This window comes from Nostoc sp. (genome assembly GCF_036918015.1).
Classification (GTDB): domain Bacteria; phylum Cyanobacteriota; class Cyanobacteriia; order Cyanobacteriales; family Nostocaceae; genus Nostoc.
In genome coordinates this window covers 72,585-90,635 of the sequence record NZ_JBALEO010000078.1, presented here as the reverse complement: position 1 = coordinate 90,635, position 18,051 = coordinate 72,585, and the positions used below count along the sequence as shown (strand labels likewise).

Below are 18,051 nucleotides of genomic sequence, written 5' to 3'. Positions count from 1 at the left end.
CCATGTTTAACCAACTTGATGAATACAATAGTCAGCTATTTGAACAATGTCCTGTTGGGCTAGCACTATGCCGAACAGATGGGACGCTAATTAGCATCAATCTCGCCTATGCTGCCATTTTGGGGCGAACTGTTTCAGAAACCCTGAATCTGGGCGATCGCCAGATTACTCCTGAAAACTATGCCGTCACTGACCAAGCTACCCTAGAGAAACTAGAGCAAACTGGTCGCTACGGCCCATTTGAAAGGGAGTTAATTCACAAAGACGGGCATCTGGTTCCGGTGAGGATTTCTGGACAGATGATTGAGAAAGATGGAGAGCGACTGATCTGGTGTAGTGTAGAGGACATCAGCTACCTTCGACGCGTCCAGCAGGAACGCCAAGATACCGAACAAATACTGAAACAGAGTGAAGCCCGATACCGTTCTCTGGTGACAGCTAATACACAAATTATCTGGGTAAGCACACCAGAGGGAATTTGCTTTGAACTGGCAAGCTGGATAGCCTATACAGGTCAAAGTCTAGCTGAAGCTGAGAATGGGGGCTGGATTGATGCCGTTCATCCTGATGATCGCGCCTATACCGGAGAAGTCTGGAGTGCTGCCGTGGCAAACCAGAGTATGTATCAAATCGAATACCGAATTCGTGACAAGGATGGCAAGTATCGCTACTTTTGGGTCTGGGGTGCGCCCGTTATAGAAGAAGATGGCAGCGTCCAGGAGTGGATTGGCACCTGCACCGATATTCACGATCGCAAGCTAACAGAACAAACTCTGCAACAGAGCGAAGAACGGTTTCGCTCTTTGGTAACTGCCAGTTCACAAATTGTCTGGGTGGCTACACCTGAAGGATTGGCGGTGAGCCGTGAAATGCCTACCTGGTTAGCGTATACAGGTCAGAGTGCAGCTGAAGTCGAGGGTTTGGGCTGGCTCGATCCGATTCACCCCAATGACCGTACCCACACAGCCCTTGCCTGGAGTAATGCTGTGGCGAATCGGACTCTCTTTCAAACCGAATATAGGTTTCGTGCCAAAGACGGCAGCTACCGCCACTTTTTTGTCTGTGGTGCCCCCGTGCTAGAAGCAGATGGCAGCGTCCGAGAATGGATTGGCACCTGCACCGATATTCACGATCGCAAGCTGGCAGAAGCCGAAAATCAACGTCTTAAAGAACGATATCGCTCCTTAGTAACTGCTACTTCACAGATCATCTGGGGAGCTACCCCAGAAGGACTGGGAATAAGCAGGGAAATGCTCACCTGGATGGCCTATACGGGGCAGAGCGAAGCTGAAGTTGAGGGTTGGGGCTGGCTCGATCCAATTCACCCCCATGACCGTGCCAGTTCCACAGAAGCTTGGAATGCTGCTGTGGCAAACCGAGGTATCTACCAAACCGAATATCGGCTGCGTGGCAAAGATGGCACATACCGCTACTTCTCTGTCTGTGGTGCCCCCGTCCTCGAAGATGACGGCAGCATTCGCGAATGGATTGGTACCTGTACTGATATTCACGATCGCAAACAGGCAGAAGCCGAAAATCAGCGTTTATTAGATATGTTGAATCATTCCAGCGATGCCATCATCGTCCGCAACATGAGCGACAAAATCTCTCACTGGAATCAGGGTGCCGAAAGACTCTACGGTTGGACGCGGGAGGAAGTGAAAGACCAATGCATTCACGCTTTTATTAAAAAAACCTTTCTCAAGCCCAAGGAAGAAATTATCGCAGAGTTATTAGAACAAGGTAATTGGGAAGGAGAAGTGGAACATCTTACCCATGATGGCAAACTGATTATCGTCCAAAGTCGATGGACGTTGCAACGGGACATCGACCATCAGCCTTGCGCGGTGCTGGAAATCAATACTGACATCACTGCCCGTAAACAAGCAGAAATCGCTCTGCGGCAACTAAATCAAGAACTGGAAGGCAGAGTTGTCGAGCGGACAGCTGCCCTGCAAAATACCCTAGCAGAAGCACAGGGATTAAATGCCATTTTAGATAACTTAGCAGATGGTTTGTTAGTGGCAGATACCACAGGACAAATTACCCACTTCAATCCTGCCTTTTTAGCCATGTATGAATTGACAGCTACCGCCCTCAATGGTCACTACCGAGAATTGCCGATATCTGGTTTAGCAGACCTGGTTGCACGAACTCAGTCCCATCCCGGAGAAGTTTTCTCTGCCGAAGTTGTACTGACGAAGGAACGCATTGGTCAGGCAGTGGCCACCGCCATTTTCAAAAAAACAGCAGATTCAGAACCCTCTGCCTGCTTCGGTTCGGCGCTGCTGATTCGGGATGTGACGGCAGAAAAGGAAATCGACCAGATGAAGACCGATTTCATCTCAACAGTTTCCCACGAGCTGCGGACGCCACTGACTTCTGTCCTCGGTTTTGCGTCCATCATTCAAGAAAAGCTGGAAACCGATGTGTTCCCAATGATTTCTACCGAAGACCGTAAGCTTCAGAAAACGATTAAGCGGGTGGCTGACAATCTCAACATTATTGTGTCGGAAGCAGAACGGCTCACGTCTTTGATTAACGATGTTCTAGACATCGCCAAGATGGAAGCAGGTAAGGTGGAATGGCAGATGCAGCCGATCGATCCCAGCGAATTACTCGATTGGGCAACCAATTCTACCGCCGGGTTATTTGAAAGCAATGGCTTGCAGTTGGTCAGCGAGATTGAACCTGGACTGCCTCAGATAGTAGGCGATCGCAACCGTCTATTGCAAGTTCTAATCAACCTGATTTCTAATGCCGTTAAGTTTACCGAATCTGGTTGTGTCACCTGCCGCGTCAAACAAGGAAATGACGGTGTTTGCATCAGCGTCATCGATACGGGTATTGGGATTGCACCTGAAGACCAGCCGAAAGTATTCGAGAAATTCCGCCAAGTTGGCGACACCCTCACCGACAAACCCAAAGGCACTGGGTTAGGACTGCCCATCTGTAAACAAATCGTCGATCATCACGGCGGTAGAATCTGGGTTGAAAGTGAACCAGGTAAAGGCAGTATATTCTCGTTCATTATTCCCACCTACGCCTGCGATCAAAAAACCACTGCTAATCTGAATTTGGATACGCTTGTCAAACAACTTAAAGAACACGTCATCACCAAAAATGCGGTGCTGAACCAAAACCGTAAAACCATTTTGGTTGTAGATGATGACGCTAACATTCGGGAACTGCTCCGTCAACAACTGGAAAACGAAGGCTACAATGTTCGAGAAGCTAAAGACGGCATGGATGCAATTCATCAAATCAAAACAGCCCGTCCCGATTTGATTCTTTTGGACGTGATGATGCCCCAAATCAACGGCTTTGATGTGGCAGCAGTTCTCAAAAACGATCCCCAGACCGCAGACATTCCAATTATCATTCTGTCAATTATTGAAAACAAAGAACGGGGCTACCACATTGGCATCGATCGCTATCTTACCAAACCCATTGATACAGAAAAACTCCTTAGCGAAATTGGCTCACTGCTTTACCAAGGCACTTCTAATAAAAAGGTATTGGTTGTAGATAAAAATGCATCAGCCTTAAAAACCCTATCAGATGTACTGCAAACTCAGGGATACAGCGTGATTGAAGCCTCCAATCCGCAAGAATGCATTTATAAAGCCTTGTCAGCCAAACCTGACATGATCATCATCGATTCTATCTTCTCTCAAGAAGCCGATTTGGTGAAAACCCTCCGGTTTGAGAAGGAGTTGGAAAATGTATTTTTTATTATGCTGTCAGAACAGTAATCGCTGGTGCTGGGGACTGGGAACTGGTAAGGAATTCTTCTAATCCTCAATCCCTAATTCCCAATCCCTAATTCCCAGTCCCCAATCCCCAATCCCCCCAATCCCTATGACCCAGAAAATTCTAATTGTTGACGATGAACCCAATATCTTGATTTTGATGGAACAAGCCTTAGAAGCATTAGAAGATGAGGGTGTTGAACTTTTAACTGCTAGAAATGGAGAAGAAGCTCTCGAAACTATTAAAACTGAAAAACCAAACCTGGTTTTTCTTGATGTGATGATGCCTAAAATGAATGGTCTGCAAGTCTGCCATATTGTAAAACACGACCTGCAAATGACTGACATCTACATTATAATTTTGACAGCTAAGGGACAGGAATTTGATAAACAAAAAGGAATTGAGGTTGGTGCAGACTTATATCTAACTAAACCATTCCGCCCCAAAGAAGTTCTTGAAAAATCAATGCAGGTGTTGGGTTTTTGAGGAAAATTAGGAATTATTTTCATCTGCGCTCGCTTCCAATTTAACGTAGGCGATCGCAGTACTTGGTAATGCTAATTCATCCGCAATGGGCATAACTTGCTTCTGCAACTAGGCTATTATGACTTTTAATCTCCAGGTTTTTTTAGATAGAACTAAATATTTTTTAAAATTATTAAAAGTAGCTGCGATCGCATCTAATTTTGATCCGCTATTCCGAAGCTATCCGCACCTTTGATAAGTGAGAAAACTATTGAGACGAAGATTAACCAAGAGTCTTCAACAGAGAACACTTATTCTTCATTCACAAATTTGGCGACTACGAACAACACTACCATCTGGGCTAGTAGTAGCGGTGTATATAATAGCTCCACTGATGTTGGCATTTTTAACACCAGTCAAATTAGCATCAGTGATGTTAGCACTGTTGAGAGAAGCTCCGCTCAAATCAGCGTCGGTGAGATTAGCACCAACCAAATCGGCAACATTCAAACCCACATTACTGAGATTGGCTCCACTCAGGTTGGCTCCACTCAAAACGGCGGTGAACATTTCGGAACCACTAAAATTAGCCCCAACCAAGTTAGCGTCGTTGAAGATACACTCAGTCAAATCGGAACCACTCAAGTTGGCATAACTCAAGTCAGCACCTTCAAAGGTAGCGGAAATCATCATACTCTTACTCAAATTAGCCCTACTGAGGTTAGTTTTGGTAAAATCAGTATAAGTAAAATCGGATTCACTCAGGTCGATCCCACTGAGATTAGCACCAGTCAAATCGCTGAGGCTCAAATCAACCGCCCTAAAATCTGTCTCTCCAGCAGCATACCTTTCCAGCAATTCTTCAACTTCCATAACTTACCTCTTGCATCAACTAACACGTATAAAGATAACCCACTCAATCTGTGGAACACTTTATTTGAGCCTACCAACCCTTCCATAGCAACGAAGCTCTTAGATATTTAGTTTGGTATTTGTTGGTAATGACAAATCTTCAAGGTAGGCGTACAGGTTAGCAGAGCCGACACAAGGAAAGAAAACCTTTCTTCTGCCCCTGCTGATTCAGAAGGTAATTCTGGGAAAGCTTAATTTGTGAGAGCGAGAGGCTTTTGCCAGAAGGAACTAGAATTAGGAAACACCTAGCTGGGTTCTTCTGACTTTTGAAATTAGGAGTGCATGTGTGCCAAAATCCCCTAAATATTTGCTGATTGGATCGACCGAGAATTACAGCGGTAAATCTGCAACTGTTCTGGGTTTGTCTCATCAGCTACAGCAAAAAGGTCTGGATATTACCTACGGTAAACCACTTGGTACGTGTTTTAATTCGTCTAGTGGAACCGTAATTGAGGAAGATGTCCAGTTCATCGCTCTTAGCCTCAATTTGCCGGAAAACCGCGTTGCACCTACAATGCTGGCTTTGGATGAACCAAATGTGCAAAAGCGCTTACGGGGGGAAGACAAAACCGATTATCAGCAGTCCCTAATACAGCAATATTTACATAAGTCTCAAGGAGATTTGGTGTTACTGGAAGGGCCTGGTGATTTGTCCGAAGGCAATTTGTTTGACTTGTCTTTACTGCAAATGGCTGAAGTATTGGATGCTGGTGTGCTGTTAGTAAGCCGCTATAAATCCTTGCTTTCGGTTGAGGCGCTATTGGCTGCAAAACAGCGTCTGGGCGATCGCTTGATTGGAGTTGTGATCAATGATATCCCTGTCACCCAACTAGAAGCAGTTGAGACTCTCATACTACCATTTTTGGAACAGCAGGGTATTCCGGTGCTAGCAATGCTGCCAAACAGCGATTTGCTCCGCAGTGTGAGTGTTGGCGAACTAGTCAAACAGTTAAAGGCTGATGTTCTCTGTCGCAACGATCGCATGGATTTGTTGGTAGAAAGTCTGGCAATTGGAGCGATGAATGTCAATTCAGCTGTGAAATATTTCCGCAAACGCCGAAATATGGCAGTGGTGACAGGAGGCGATCGCGTGGAAATTCAGCAAGCGGCTTTGGAAACTTCTACCCAATGTTTAATTCTCACCGGGCAACTACCCCCGCCGCCGTTCATTCTCAGTCGTGCTGAAGAACTAGAAATACCGATTTTGTCTGTTGACTTAGATACCCTGACTACTGTCGGAATTGTTGACCGCACTTTTGGTCAAGTCCGTGTCCACGAGCCGATTAAGGTTCAGTATATTCGTCAGTTGATGTCCGAGCATTTTGACATTGACCGCTTGTTATCCAAACTAGGTTTAACTCCCGCAGCGGCATTGTCTTAGATTCATGAGTGTATTGAAGGAGGCAGGAGGCAGGAGACAGAAGGAGTAAATCATCCGGGATCGAATCCCGGATGATTTGAAGCTACTGAAGTAAGAATTCAGTGGGGTCTTATTAGTGATGGCTATAGAAGTCACTGGAACTAGGAGAAAATGGATTTAACGGCAATTGATCCCCTGAAACTACCCTCACTTCCATTGGAGAAAAAAGCTGATCTCCCTGACTGTCCGGCCATCTATTTTGCGATTTCTGGTTCTGGGGAAATTCTCTACATAGGCAGAACTGCTGATCTTGCACGTCGTTGGATATCACATCATAGATTTAAAGAACTCATTGATTTGGGAAATGTCAAGTTAGCTTGGCTACAATGCGTAGATCCTTCCATTCTGAAAACTCTTGAGGCCAAGTTGATTTATGCACTCAAGCCAAAGCTAAACGAACAACTGCCATCAAGCAATACACTTTTTTCTTATCTTCACAAAGCCAACCAAAGTACAAGCCCGATAAAAATACAAGGTAGCAAATTAGCGCACGCAATATTAGCGGCTCTGGTTGACGCATCCTGTAGTGGGTATGATTTAGCAAAACGATTCGATGGCTCTATGGCTCTGTAGGCTTTTTCTAGTCAGCAAGTCACCAGCAGATTTATCGGGAGTTGGCGAAGCTAGAAGATCAAGGATCGATCAGTTCCGAGTCGATTCTTCAAGCAGGACGACCGGATAAAAGACTCTACAGCGTTACAGACTTGGGAGAACAGCACCTCAAAGAGTGGATTGCTCAACCTTGTGAACCCACACCAATTAAAGATGATTTACTGGTTAAAATTTTTGCTAGCCATATTGTTCCTAAGGAAATTATCTTGGCGGAGCTAGAAAATCACCAAAAAGCCCATCAAAAAAAATTGTCTACGTACCATAACTTAGAACAGCATTACTTTCAGAATCCGCAAGAACTGCCAGAATCAGGCAAATTTCAATATTTAACTCTCCTAAATGGCATTAGTTATGAAACACATTGGCTAGCCTGGTGTAACCAAGTAATGGAGTTACTAAACCAAACAATCGAAAAATAGTCGCAATGTCTAACTTAAGTTTTCTTCGCATCTACACGCTGTTTGGTAAAATATCTGGGTCGTTTAGTCTGATTATCTCCATCTTTGAGCCAATCAACAGACCTTATTAACCTCGATACATTAGCCCAAGAATTGGCGACAATCCAGCAAACAGGTTCTAAAAGAATTGCTTTGCTAGGTTCTCGTCACGTCCCGATAACGCATCAGAATCTTATTGAAATGATGACTTATGCCCTAGTTTTATCGGGTAATCGAATCATTACTTCTGGTGCTACAGGTACAAATTCCGCGGCCATCAAGGGAGCAACCCGGGCTGATGCAAATTTGTTGACGGTGATTCTACCCCAAAGCCTGGAACGCCAGCCTTTGGAATCGCGCCAGCAACTAGAACAGGTAATGCATCTAGTCGAAAATCCCAGTAATGATAATCTGTCTCTGGCGGAAGCTAGTTACTTGTGCAATAAGGAGATTGTTTCTCGTTGCCAGCAACTAATCTGCTTTGCGTTTCACGACAGCCGCACCCTGTTACAAACTTGTCAGGATGCAGAAGAACAAAGAAAAGTGGTGACGCTTTTCTACTTTGATTAGTCATTTGTCATTTGTCTTTTGTCATTTGTATTTGACTAATGACTAATGACTGATGACTGATGACTAATAACCAATGACTAATAAGTAATGATAATTTTTTTGTACTCGATCGCTGCTGCTGCCTGTCTCATTTATGTGCCATTTTTGCTAGTAGCTTATGCCCGTGCGCGTATTGGGCCTGAAATGCTTTCTACTCCTCGCGCCCTGTTTGATAAATTGCCACCTTATGCCCAACGGGCTACTTGGGCACATCAGAACACCTTTGAAGCGTTTATGATATTTGCCGCAGCCGCATTGATGGCTTATGTAACTGGTGTAAATTCTTTTACAGCCCAAGTAGCTGCGATCGCTTTTGTGGTGGCCCGTTTCCTATACTCGATTTTTTATATTTTGAATATACCCCTTTTGCGATCACTGATGTTTGCCATTGGCATCTTTAGCTGTGCCACTCTCTTTTTCTTGAGCATCATCCAAGCTACTAGTTAATTGGGGCATGGGAACTGGGGAATGGGAAAGAGTTTTCCCAATACTCAATCCAAAATCGTTCGACTGAGCGAAGTCGAAGTCCAAAATCTAAAATCCAAAATGTTTTATGGCTTCTACTTTTTCCTTTGACATTGTGAGCGACTTTGACCGACAAGAGTTAGTTAACGCTGTCGATCAAGTTATACGAGACATCAAAGGTCGTTACGACCTCAAAGACACTGAAACTACTGTGGAGTTAGTTGAAGAAAGCATTAACGTTAGTACTGACAGCGAGTTTACCTTAGATTCTGTACACACTATTCTGCGAGAAAAAGCCGCCAAGCGTAACCTTTCCCAAAAAATCTTTGATTTTGGCAAGGTTGAATCAGCCAGTGGTAATCGCGTGCGTCAAGAAATCAAACTCAAAAAAGGCATAAGTCAGGAAATCGCCAAACAAATTTCCAAATTGATTCGGGATGAATTCAAAAAGGTACAAGCTTCAATTCAAGGGGATGCTGTGCGGGTTTCTGCCAAATCTAAAGATGACTTGCAAGTTGTCATGCAGCGGCTAAAACAAGAAGACTACCCAGTTGCTTTGCAATTTACAAATTATCGTTAAAAGATTCGTAATTCGTAGTTAAAAATTTAACTACGAATTACGAATTACGAATTACGAATTATTTTAAGCTCATCCGCCAATACTTCTTTGATATGCAGAACGCTCAGATAGCTGCTTCATATAGTTCAACACCGCTGGATAGGGGCTGAGGTCTAGCTTCAGTATCATGGGAATGTAATTCAAAATAGACCCCACTGCCACATCAGCAACAGTGAACTCATTGCCAAGTAAAAAAGGTTGCTTACTGAAAATTTCATTTAAGGGAGTCAACAAGCGGGGCATTTCCCGTTCCCGATTCTCTTCTCCAAAAATCCCTGGAGCAAGGGTAGCATTAGCAAACAAAACCCATTGGGAAAATACAGCACGTTCTTCTGGTGAAAGTGGAGTTTTACTATGCTTATCGGCAAGATACAGCAAAATTGCCCCAGATTCCCAAAGCTGAAAATCCCCATCAACAATTGCTGGAACTTTACCAAATGGGTTGATTGCTAAATACTCAGGCTTGAGGTGTTCACCCGCCTGCATATCAAGCTTGACGAATTCGTAGGGAATTCCTAATTCTTCTAAATACCAGTGAACAATTGATGCTCGACTACGAGCGCCACCGTAAAGTTTTAGCATAATTACTTAAAGCACTTTGTGAGTATGAGAATGCTGTTTAACGTTGTCTTCTTTGGTGACAACTCTAGCGGCGTTTAACACCCGTTTCCGCTCAATGGAATACTTAAATTCAGTGTAGTTTGTACCTAATGGAATCAGAGATTTTGCAGATTCACGACGCTTGTAGGTGCGAGCTGCTGCAAATGCCCGTGGCACAAATTCCTCTCCAAATTGAGCCGACTCTGGGAAGCCATCTGGCAGCAGTGGTGAATCGTCATCCAGCATAGATCCTAAAGTTGTGGCATGAGCCAGCTTATAGGAGGTAGGAATGCCCTTTAACAGCGCTTCCAAAGCCGCAGAGGGAATCGGTTCTATAACTTCGATTTGATAAACTTCTCCATCTTCTTTGACGAAGCAGGTTGCCAAGCCGATGACAATGTAATCATCGGTTGCTAAATCAGGGGCATTGGGATAAGAAGTTGCGGTTGTCATCGGGAAATTTCTCAAAAAAATTGAATATGGGGAATGGGGCATTGGGCATGGAGAGAGAGGGGGTAGTGAATTCTTTGCAGTTCCCAGTCTCCAGTTCCCAGTTCCCTCTTTAACGAACAGCTTGTTGGCATTCTACCAATTTGTCGCTCTCACTACTTGACTAGTCTTTGAGATTTAACGTCTGCTATTTCTGGAATTTGCCTTCGGGATCAAGTATCCATGAATAGGTTTGAGGAGCAATTGTTGATTTAAGGCGTAGATTTCTACTGGTGCGAGTAGTTAAATTCAGTCTTGAGATGGCTTCCAAGTAACCATAAATACCTTAAGAATAGACACAGTGGTAAAACCACCAACGGAAAAAACTAGACTTTTATTTCACAAAGCAGGGATTTAATGTAGGTAAAGATGAATATTCACTCATTTTTAGCTGACGATGACCAGCAAAGTAAAAGACACAAGTATGTTATAAATACTACAAACAAACTTCAAGAGCGGAGGAAAAACGATCGCAGTGAATCTATTTTTGGGGATAGCGACTTGCGCTCTTGTGCTTTGAGGTTGGCTCAAAAAGGAGATTATACTGAAGCGATCGCACTTTTAACCCAACTAATCTGCCGCCATCCCCACAATGCTGTTGATTACAACAACCGAGGGCTAATTTATTTCCAAAGTGGCGAAAGGCAAAAAGCGCTGTACGACTATAATACCGCCCTCAAACTTAATCCCTCTTTGGCTAGTGCTTATAATAATCGGGCAAATTACTATGCTGCTTGTGGAGAGTTAGCAACAGCACTTACCGACTACGATCGAGCAATTAATTTGAAACCTCACTATGTCCGGGCGTGGATTAACCGAGGTATTACCTGGCGTGATTTAGGGCAATACGAGGAGGCAATTGAGAATTTTGAGCTAGCACTGCTTTTCGGTCAACTAGAAGGTCATATCTGGGCTGAACGCGGCAGAACTTACCATCTTTGGGGTGACTGGAATTGTGCGATCGCTGATTATCGTCGCGCCCTCACTCAACTGCCCTCTTTCGACAATGATAAGGATATTACTGGTTGTCGCTTGCGTTTACAACTCGAAAATTGGCTAGACGAGTTACTATCTCAATCAGCGTCCTAATTGGTAGATTATTTATTCTGGGGGATTCAAAATTCAAAATAATTGATTAATTTTGAACTAGAGTTTAGTGACGCTGTATAGCTAATGACTAATAGATGATAACTACATAGCTATTTAAAAATTAGCTATTAACCATTACTTATTAGCAATAATATTAATTAACACCCGATTTATACGTAGCCTGAATCACAATAAACCTAAATAATCCCAAATTCGCCATTTGTCTTAGGGTGACGAGTCTGTTGACTCATCTTCTCGGCGATCTTGATTCATCAACACGATCTGACGCTGGCTTGGATCGAATCGGTATCCTTGCCGTTGTCTAATAATCTTAGCTTCTTGCGGATCGAAGTTACGGCTAAATTCTGCCTGCAAACCATTGACATGTCCTTCCATCAGCTTAACTTCAGTACTCATTTCTCGCAATTTTTCTTGCTGTAACCAATGATAAGGCAAGAGTTGTGTTAAAGCAGATGCTGCAACGGCTGTAATCACAAGATTGACCGCTATTTTGGCTGTGCTTTCCAGTGCCATCACCTGGTAAGAACGTTGACGAAGATGCCGCTTTGGTCGAGGAGTGACACGGCGTTTTTGTATAGGTTGTGACGGTGGTCTAGATGGTTGAATCGCGTTCATGATGCTAAAAAATAACCTCGCTTAGTGAAGGGAAGTACTATCAGGAGTGCTGAGTGAAATTTCCAACTCAGCACGGGCTAAACGCCCCGCTACCGCTAACAGCACTTAGCACTCAGTACTCAGATATCAGCACTCCTGAATGCTTGATTTAGCTGTCATATTACTTCATTTTTTTGAAATAGCTACAAGTGTCGCATTAGTTAAAAAATAACCTGGCTTACGTAAGTGCAAGGTTTCCAGATTTTATGGCATAAAGCGATAAAATCTGGAAATTGCACCCCGTACTGCCAGGATTATTAGCTTTTTAACTGTGTCACATCGGAGCGTTATTTGTAAAGTTCTGTGGCTAATCGCCAAGCTAGAACTCCTGGGATCAAGGCTACAACTAGAGCGATGTAGACTTGAGTATCTGAGATGGAAGATATCTGAGCGATGTACAGAGTATCTAAGATAGGCATGGCTGAAAACCTCCTAACCTGAATAGATTTTGAACAGTTCGTTTACTACTTTTCCTTGTTTTGCCAAGATTGTGGAATATCTTGTTACAAGATGCAACAAAAGCAGTTATTTGTCAGTAGTCCTTATTTATTCTCCATTAAAAAAATTTATAAAAATTATGAATTTATATCTGGGTATCGACTTCGGCACATCTGGCGCACGCGCTGTGGTGATTGACGAGGAAGCCTCTTGTATTCAGGCAGAGGTGCGATATCCCTTCCACGACTCACCAGATGCCATTACGCCAAAAATTTGGCAGGAGGCTTTGTTTGCGTTGGTGGAACAAATACCTGAGCAATTGCGGCGAGAAATTAAAGCGATCGCCATCAATGGGACTTCTTCCACCGTTTTGCTGGTGGATGCCGCTGGCAACCCTGTAGATGCACCATTGCTGTACAACGATGCGCGGGGATCATTGCTGCTAGAGCATTTGAAGAGTATCGCACCCCCCAATCATACAGTGTTGAGTGCCACCTCCAGCCTAGCTAAACTTTTGTGGATGAGGCAACAACCCTCTTTTAGTAAAGCTAGATATTTCCTGCATCAAGCAGATTGGCTGGCGTTTCTCCTACATGGACAGTTGGGTATTAGCGATTACCATAATGCTTTAAAGCTGGGTTATGACGTGGAAGAGTTGAAATACCCAGAGTGGCTAGAAAAGCTGCAAATACCGATTCAGCTACCCAAAGTTTTACCTCCTGGGACTCCGATTGCCCAATTGCGTCCTGAAATTGCGGATAAGTTCGGTTTACGCCGTGATTGTCTGGTGTGTGCAGGTACAACTGATAGTATTGCCGCTTTTCTCGCCAGTGGCGCAAAATTACCCGGTGAAGCTGTGACTTCCCTTGGTTCAACGTTGGTACTTAAGTTATTAAGTCGTACCCGTGTAGAAGATGCCAGATATGGGATTTACAGCCATCGCCTGGGTGATTTGTGGCTGACTGGTGGTGCTTCTAATACTGGAGGTGCAGTACTAAAGCAATTTTTCACAAATGCTGAGTTAGCCAGCCTTAGCCGGGAAATTGATGCATCAAAAGCCAGCGAGTTAGATTATTATCCGTTATTGAAGGTAGGCGATCGCTTTCCGATTAACGATCCCAATCTACGCCCACGCTTGGAACCACGCCCAGATAATCCAGTGGAATTTTTGCATGGGTTGTTAGAAAGCATTGCCCGCATAGAAGCGCGAGGGTATGAATTATTACAACAAATGGGTGCAGACAAGTTGAGCCGTGTTTATACCGCCGGCGGTGGCGCGGCAAATGAAAATTGGACTGCGATTAGGGCGCGTCATTTGCAGGTTCCTGTAGTCGCGTCAATGTACACAGAAGCGGCTTACGGGACAGCGCTGTTGGCGATGGGAGAGAGAAAAAGGGGTTAATAAACAGTGCATCTTTTGGTAGATATCTTTTAAATCAGTATCTATCCCAGTGACAATCGACATATCTCGGACGATACTTGGATGATTAGATACCGGACTATAGATTCCAGGTTCATCATCTGGGCAGCTATTCGGGGATGGGTGCTTCGCAGCAAGCGAATGTCATCTGTCCTCTTTACTAATTATTGGTATGATTTATAACTAGCCTACACTAATAATTAATGGGTGGATTAAGGCAAACATGACAAACTTTCACTGGGGATATTAAGCGATCGCAGTGATGGTAAAAGAAAGCCATGAATGCCATTTACCGGATTCGTCAAGTCCGACATCATAAGTCTGATGGTTCATTGTCAGGAAACTTCAAGGGCTTTATTTAGCACGCGACGCAGATGCTCCTGTAGGATACTTTCAGCCCCAGGATAAGCTGGAAGAGCCTCAATTTCAGCGTTGGAATGAGATACATAGGAGCCAGGGTAAATAATCGCAGCATAATTAACTACTTGCCTACCTTCTCTGTTTTGGATAGCGTCATGGTAAGTGTGCATCTTCTGAATATCAACACTTTTAGGCTTTCCTTCGTTGCTTGTGTTTTCCAGTGACTCACTCTCAAGTTTGTACTTGGGATCAAATAAATAGACTTGTTGAGAGCCATTAGCTAGTTTGATCTCTACTGCTACATCAGGGCGCAATGTAACGCTGGCGCTTTGCAGTTCTCCATCTTTGCCATAGCTTCGTTCAGGAATTAACTTAATTTTTGTCTTGTGTTGCGGGTGAATTAAAACTAATGCTGGTTGTCCATTGGGTAAAATTCTGACGTAGACTCCCGTTTTATCTCTAGCAACTAAACCCTGGGTTTCAACTTTGTATCCTTTGTCTATAGCTACTTCTAGTAGTGTTGCAATTATCCACAAAGTTCCCCAAATTTGGTAAAGTTTGTAGAGATTCTCCAAAGGTGCATCAAGGTCTGAATCATCCAAACGCACAGCAGGACTTCTGATGAATTCCAGATAGCCTTCCAAAGCAGCATGGTAAAGTGGACGGTTTAACAAAACCATCGTAATTTGATTGGGCAAATATTTGGGCTGACTCACCTCATCCAGAAAAGCTGCTTGTTGACGAGCCTTTTTTAATTGGTAAAACAGAGACTTAATCTCTTCCAAAGGCTTACCTTTAGGGTCAGCTTCAACAGCTTGCCGAATTCGTCTAAGTCTCTGATTGACAAGCTCAAAAAATAACCTAACCAACTGGTTCTCATAAACATCAACAGTATGCTCAACTCGGACATCCGGTACGCGAATTGGTCTTCCACTCACATCCAAATTATGCCCTCGAAAAAAAGCTTGAACTAGCCCACCAAGAGGAGGTCTGCGGACTTGATCTTGCCGAACCCAAATTTCATTAGTTTTGAGGATTTGATGAGGATTGCGAGCAAGTTGACTCAAAATCTCACTCAGTCCTGGTCTTTTGCCTGTGCCATTAATAGCCCGACGTAAGCGAACTAATTCCTGAGCTAAAGTAGTTTCGCCTAGTTGTGGTAATTTCAGACCAGCTAAAGCCCCGGTACGCTGTAAGCCTATCACTACTGAGGTTGGCAGACGAGAATCGAGATCCTCTAGCATCTGAGCAAAAGCTTCACGACTAATTTTCTGAGGCCAAACCGCAATTGTGTGTTCCTCAATCTGATTTTGATACTCAAGCCGCAGTCGGTAGTAGCCAGGGTTTGAGCGAGGCCACTCAGCTAATACTCGAAACTTTCCACTCAAATCCATTACCAAGAGTGGGAGTTTTTTATCTTGAAGCCAAAGCCGTGTTTGTTGTAATTTTTCTTGAGGTACATGAACTTCCAACCAAGCAGGTTGCCACTCACTTGGAGCATCTATAATCTCGCCTTCGCGGCTAAGAAAACTCACTTTAGAAGTAGGAGGTAAATCCATGTTGTTCAAATGTTTTTAGCATTTTGCTAGCTTTAGCGTGGCTTAGATTAAATTTATTTTCAGCAATATCGACAAATGCCTTAAGGGCTTCTCCCACCCTATCATCAGCACCTTTTAGTTTGGGCAGAATCTTCTGTAACAACTGTTCGTCTAAAGCTTCTTCCCAAGAAATACCTAAAACTTTAGCTTCATTCACATAGTTATTGATTTCATCTAAAACACGAAAAGCAAATGGGGTTACTAGGTGCAGATTATCCCAAACTTCCATTAAAATTTCACGATACTCAACTTCACCCAAATGCTCAAATAAATCATTCCGGCAAACCTCAAGTTCTATCATTTGCGCTCTATCATAAACTTTGTCAGCAAAATTATGAGTAGTTTCGTCTACATTGACTGTGCCAATAAAGTAAAGGTTAGGTGGTAACAAAACTTGTTTCTCCGATGCAAGTTCAATTTGGGCTAGTCCTTCACGCATCCTAACTTCCATCACTGAGAGAAACTTGGCAAAGTAATACTCTACCCGTGCTAAGTTCATCTCATCCAAGATTAAATGGTAAGGTTTGGGGGTGCGTTTTTCTGTTTGAGCTTGCTCATACTCTTGGGCTGCTTTTTCTAAAAAATGGCTAAACGCAGTGTAATGGTATTCTTTGTCCATTGGATTGAAGTAGCCGAGCAAATCTTCGTTAGTAGTCCAATTAGGAGCCACAGGAACTAAAAGGTATTCAGCCGCTACTACCTCAGCGTAAGCTTTGGTAAGCCAAGTCTTGCCAGTCCCACTAGTTCCTGAAAGAATTACAAATTTTCTCGTCTTAAGAGCTAAGTGGTAGCGTCGCAAGACACTTTCAGAAATACGTAGACCTTTAGAGCGGATATTTTGATTAATCTCTGTAAACAAAGGTTCAGAATAGTCTGGATAAATAGTTTTAAGGATACGCTGCGCTTCTTCGTAATTATCCACGTCTTTTTCCTTGTCAAATAATTCTGTAGCTCTGCATAAATCCTCAAGAGCTTTTTGCTGATTCTTAAGTTTTAAGTAGGTAAGTCCTCGATGGTAATAGGCTAAAGCGAAGTTAGGATTAATATGTAAAGATTGATTATAATCATCAATGGCTTTCTCGTAATTTTCAAGATTATAGTAAATCTGACCTCGCTCATCGTAAATTTCGTAATTTTTAGGTTGAATAAGTAGTAAATAATTATAGTCAGATATAGCGTCGTCAGTATATCCTAATTCAGCTTTTACTTTTCCTCGATATCGATAAGCATCAGCTAAATTGGGAGCTTCTTCTAGAGCTATGTCAAATTGTTTAATAGCATCTTGATAGTTTCCTTCTTGATATTTATTTAATCCTATTCGACAGCAAACTTTACCATATATTATATTAGTTTGATGTAAATATTGTTTAATAGCTGTGATTGGGTCATCATACGTTGCCACCAAAAATAGAGGAAAAATTTCTTCCAATACCTGTTTTATTTCATTAGTTAGCTGTTGATAGTCAAAAGTTAATATATTTTCTAATCGGATAGCTCCATATACTATAATTTTCTTAGTAGCGCTATTTTGTCGAGCTACTATTCTTAACCAGTCACCTAAACGATTAATCCTACTAATCGATTGACTAGACTCAGTAAATAGAGAAAATTTATTTGATAATCGAATATTTTGGAGTAAAATTTCTTTAATTTTTGGTTTATTTTGAATGTTTTTAATAAATTTTTGCCTGTCCTTACTTTTATCAGAAATGTATAGTCCAAAAGAGAAAGATTGTTGTTGGATTTGGATAATAAACTGAGCCTTATTAATTTCAATGTCTGTTTGTTTTAAAAATAATCGATATTCAAAACCGGGAGTATTAAAATTAGGTTTTAAAACAACATTTGTATTGATTAGCTTTCTTATTTCCCCTGATATCTGAGCAATTACAAACTGGTATAGTTGTTCTAATGGCTGCTCAATATAGTTTTTGTAATCTTCTTGGTTTTTTAAATAAAAATCTCTTTTATTTGAATGTTTATTCAATTGTGCAAGAAGGTCAAGACTTTTTAATGAAAATGGGCATTCTGGATTTACAAAAACTTCTGTCATTTGGCCTGATAACGATAACTAAAATTATTATTGTGAC

The 18,051-nt window shown here is 42.7% G+C and carries 17 protein-coding genes; 10 read left to right on the top strand and 7 right to left on the bottom strand.

All coding sequences use genetic code 11. The annotated features are described in order from the left end of the window. Positions 1-2 precede the first annotated feature (2 nt). Both V7K61_RS23300 and V7K61_RS23295 read left to right on the top strand, forming a co-directional pair. On the top strand, positions 3-3,755 hold the full coding sequence (locus V7K61_RS23300) for a PAS domain S-box protein (protein WP_335056906.1): 3,753 nt from the start codon (positions 3-5) through the stop codon (positions 3,753-3,755). Positions 3,756-3,861: 106 nt separating this feature from the next. Next, positions 3,862-4,239, top strand: coding sequence for a response regulator transcription factor (locus tag V7K61_RS23295; protein WP_194045060.1), 378 nt, complete (start codon positions 3,862-3,864; stop codon positions 4,237-4,239). Between the two features lie 297 nt (positions 4,240-4,536). On the opposite strand, the gene V7K61_RS23290 is transcribed toward V7K61_RS23295, so the two are convergent. Further along, positions 4,537-5,091: a pentapeptide repeat-containing protein gene (locus V7K61_RS23290; RefSeq protein ID WP_335056904.1), complete on the bottom strand. Its 555-nt coding sequence runs from the start codon at positions 5,089-5,091 to the stop codon at positions 4,537-4,539. A gap of 325 nt (positions 5,092-5,416) precedes the next feature. Here V7K61_RS23290 and V7K61_RS23285 point away from each other — a divergent pair, with 325 nt between their 5' ends. The 6 genes from V7K61_RS23285 (at position 5,417) to V7K61_RS23260 (ending at position 9,253) form a co-directional block, all read left to right on the top strand. Next, positions 5,417-6,511 carry a phosphotransacetylase family protein gene (locus tag V7K61_RS23285; RefSeq protein WP_335056902.1) on the top strand — a complete coding sequence of 365 codons (1,095 nt, stop codon included), beginning with the start codon at positions 5,417-5,419 and terminating at the stop codon, positions 6,509-6,511. A gap of 150 nt (positions 6,512-6,661) precedes the next feature. Beyond that, positions 6,662-7,123, top strand: a complete 462-nt coding sequence (locus V7K61_RS23280; RefSeq protein ID WP_335056900.1) for a GIY-YIG nuclease family protein — start codon at positions 6,662-6,664, stop codon at positions 7,121-7,123. Positions 7,124-7,164: 41 nt separating this feature from the next. Then, on the top strand, positions 7,165-7,581 hold the full coding sequence (locus V7K61_RS23275) for a PadR family transcriptional regulator (protein WP_335056898.1): 417 nt from the start codon (positions 7,165-7,167) through the stop codon (positions 7,579-7,581). Between the two features lie 84 nt (positions 7,582-7,665). Beyond that, the gene (locus tag V7K61_RS23270) at positions 7,666-8,169 is read left to right on the top strand and encodes a hypothetical protein (RefSeq protein WP_041565591.1); all 504 of its coding nucleotides are present in this window, start codon (positions 7,666-7,668) and stop codon (positions 8,167-8,169) included. An 87-nt stretch (positions 8,170-8,256) separates the two neighbouring features. Then, complete coding sequence (locus V7K61_RS23265) at positions 8,257-8,655, top strand: MAPEG family protein (protein ID WP_334839732.1); 399 nt, start codon at positions 8,257-8,259, stop codon at positions 8,653-8,655. Between the two features lie 106 nt (positions 8,656-8,761). After that, the gene (locus V7K61_RS23260) at positions 8,762-9,253 is read left to right on the top strand and encodes a YajQ family cyclic di-GMP-binding protein (protein WP_012411046.1); all 492 of its coding nucleotides are present in this window, start codon (positions 8,762-8,764) and stop codon (positions 9,251-9,253) included. Between the two features lie 69 nt (positions 9,254-9,322). On the opposite strand, the gene V7K61_RS23255 is transcribed toward V7K61_RS23260, so the two are convergent. Then, positions 9,323-9,874 (bottom strand): glutathione S-transferase family protein, encoded by a 552-nt coding sequence (locus V7K61_RS23255; protein WP_334900527.1) that lies wholly within the window; start codon positions 9,872-9,874, stop codon positions 9,323-9,325. A gap of 6 nt (positions 9,875-9,880) precedes the next feature. Next, a complete protein-coding gene (locus V7K61_RS23250; protein WP_334900525.1) occupies positions 9,881-10,345 on the bottom strand; it encodes a hypothetical protein in 465 nt (154 codons plus the stop codon). A 405-nt stretch (positions 10,346-10,750) separates the two neighbouring features. On the opposite strand from V7K61_RS23250, the gene V7K61_RS23245 reads away from it, so the two are divergent. Next, on the top strand, positions 10,751-11,470 hold the full coding sequence (locus V7K61_RS23245; RefSeq protein ID WP_335056896.1) for a tetratricopeptide repeat protein: 720 nt from the start codon (positions 10,751-10,753) through the stop codon (positions 11,468-11,470). Between the two features lie 225 nt (positions 11,471-11,695). Here V7K61_RS23245 and V7K61_RS23240 read toward each other — a convergent pair whose 3' ends face one another. Together V7K61_RS23240 and psaM are read right to left on the bottom strand one after the other, a co-directional pair. After that, complete coding sequence (locus V7K61_RS23240) at positions 11,696-12,106, bottom strand: hypothetical protein (protein WP_335056894.1); 411 nt, start codon at positions 12,104-12,106, stop codon at positions 11,696-11,698. A 326-nt stretch (positions 12,107-12,432) separates the two neighbouring features. Further along, complete coding sequence (psaM, locus tag V7K61_RS23235; RefSeq protein ID WP_040630342.1) at positions 12,433-12,522, bottom strand: photosystem I reaction center subunit XII; 90 nt, start codon at positions 12,520-12,522, stop codon at positions 12,433-12,435. 200 nt (positions 12,523-12,722) lie between these two features. Here psaM and V7K61_RS23230 point away from each other — a divergent pair, with 200 nt between their 5' ends. Then, positions 12,723-13,985, top strand: a complete 1,263-nt coding sequence (locus V7K61_RS23230) for an FGGY-family carbohydrate kinase (protein WP_335056892.1) — start codon at positions 12,723-12,725, stop codon at positions 13,983-13,985. A gap of 353 nt (positions 13,986-14,338) precedes the next feature. Here the strand turns inward: V7K61_RS23230 and V7K61_RS23225 are convergent, their stop codons facing one another. Together V7K61_RS23225 and V7K61_RS23220 are read right to left on the bottom strand one after the other, a co-directional pair. Next, positions 14,339-15,922 carry a DUF2357 domain-containing protein gene (locus V7K61_RS23225; protein WP_335056890.1) on the bottom strand — a complete coding sequence of 528 codons (1,584 nt, stop codon included), beginning with the start codon at positions 15,920-15,922 and terminating at the stop codon, positions 14,339-14,341. Continuing rightward, complete coding sequence (locus V7K61_RS23220; protein WP_335056888.1) at positions 15,900-18,014, bottom strand: tetratricopeptide repeat protein; 2,115 nt, start codon at positions 18,012-18,014, stop codon at positions 15,900-15,902. The genes V7K61_RS23225 and V7K61_RS23220 overlap by 23 nt, the downstream gene beginning before the upstream one ends. Positions 18,015-18,051: the final 37 nt, after the last annotated feature.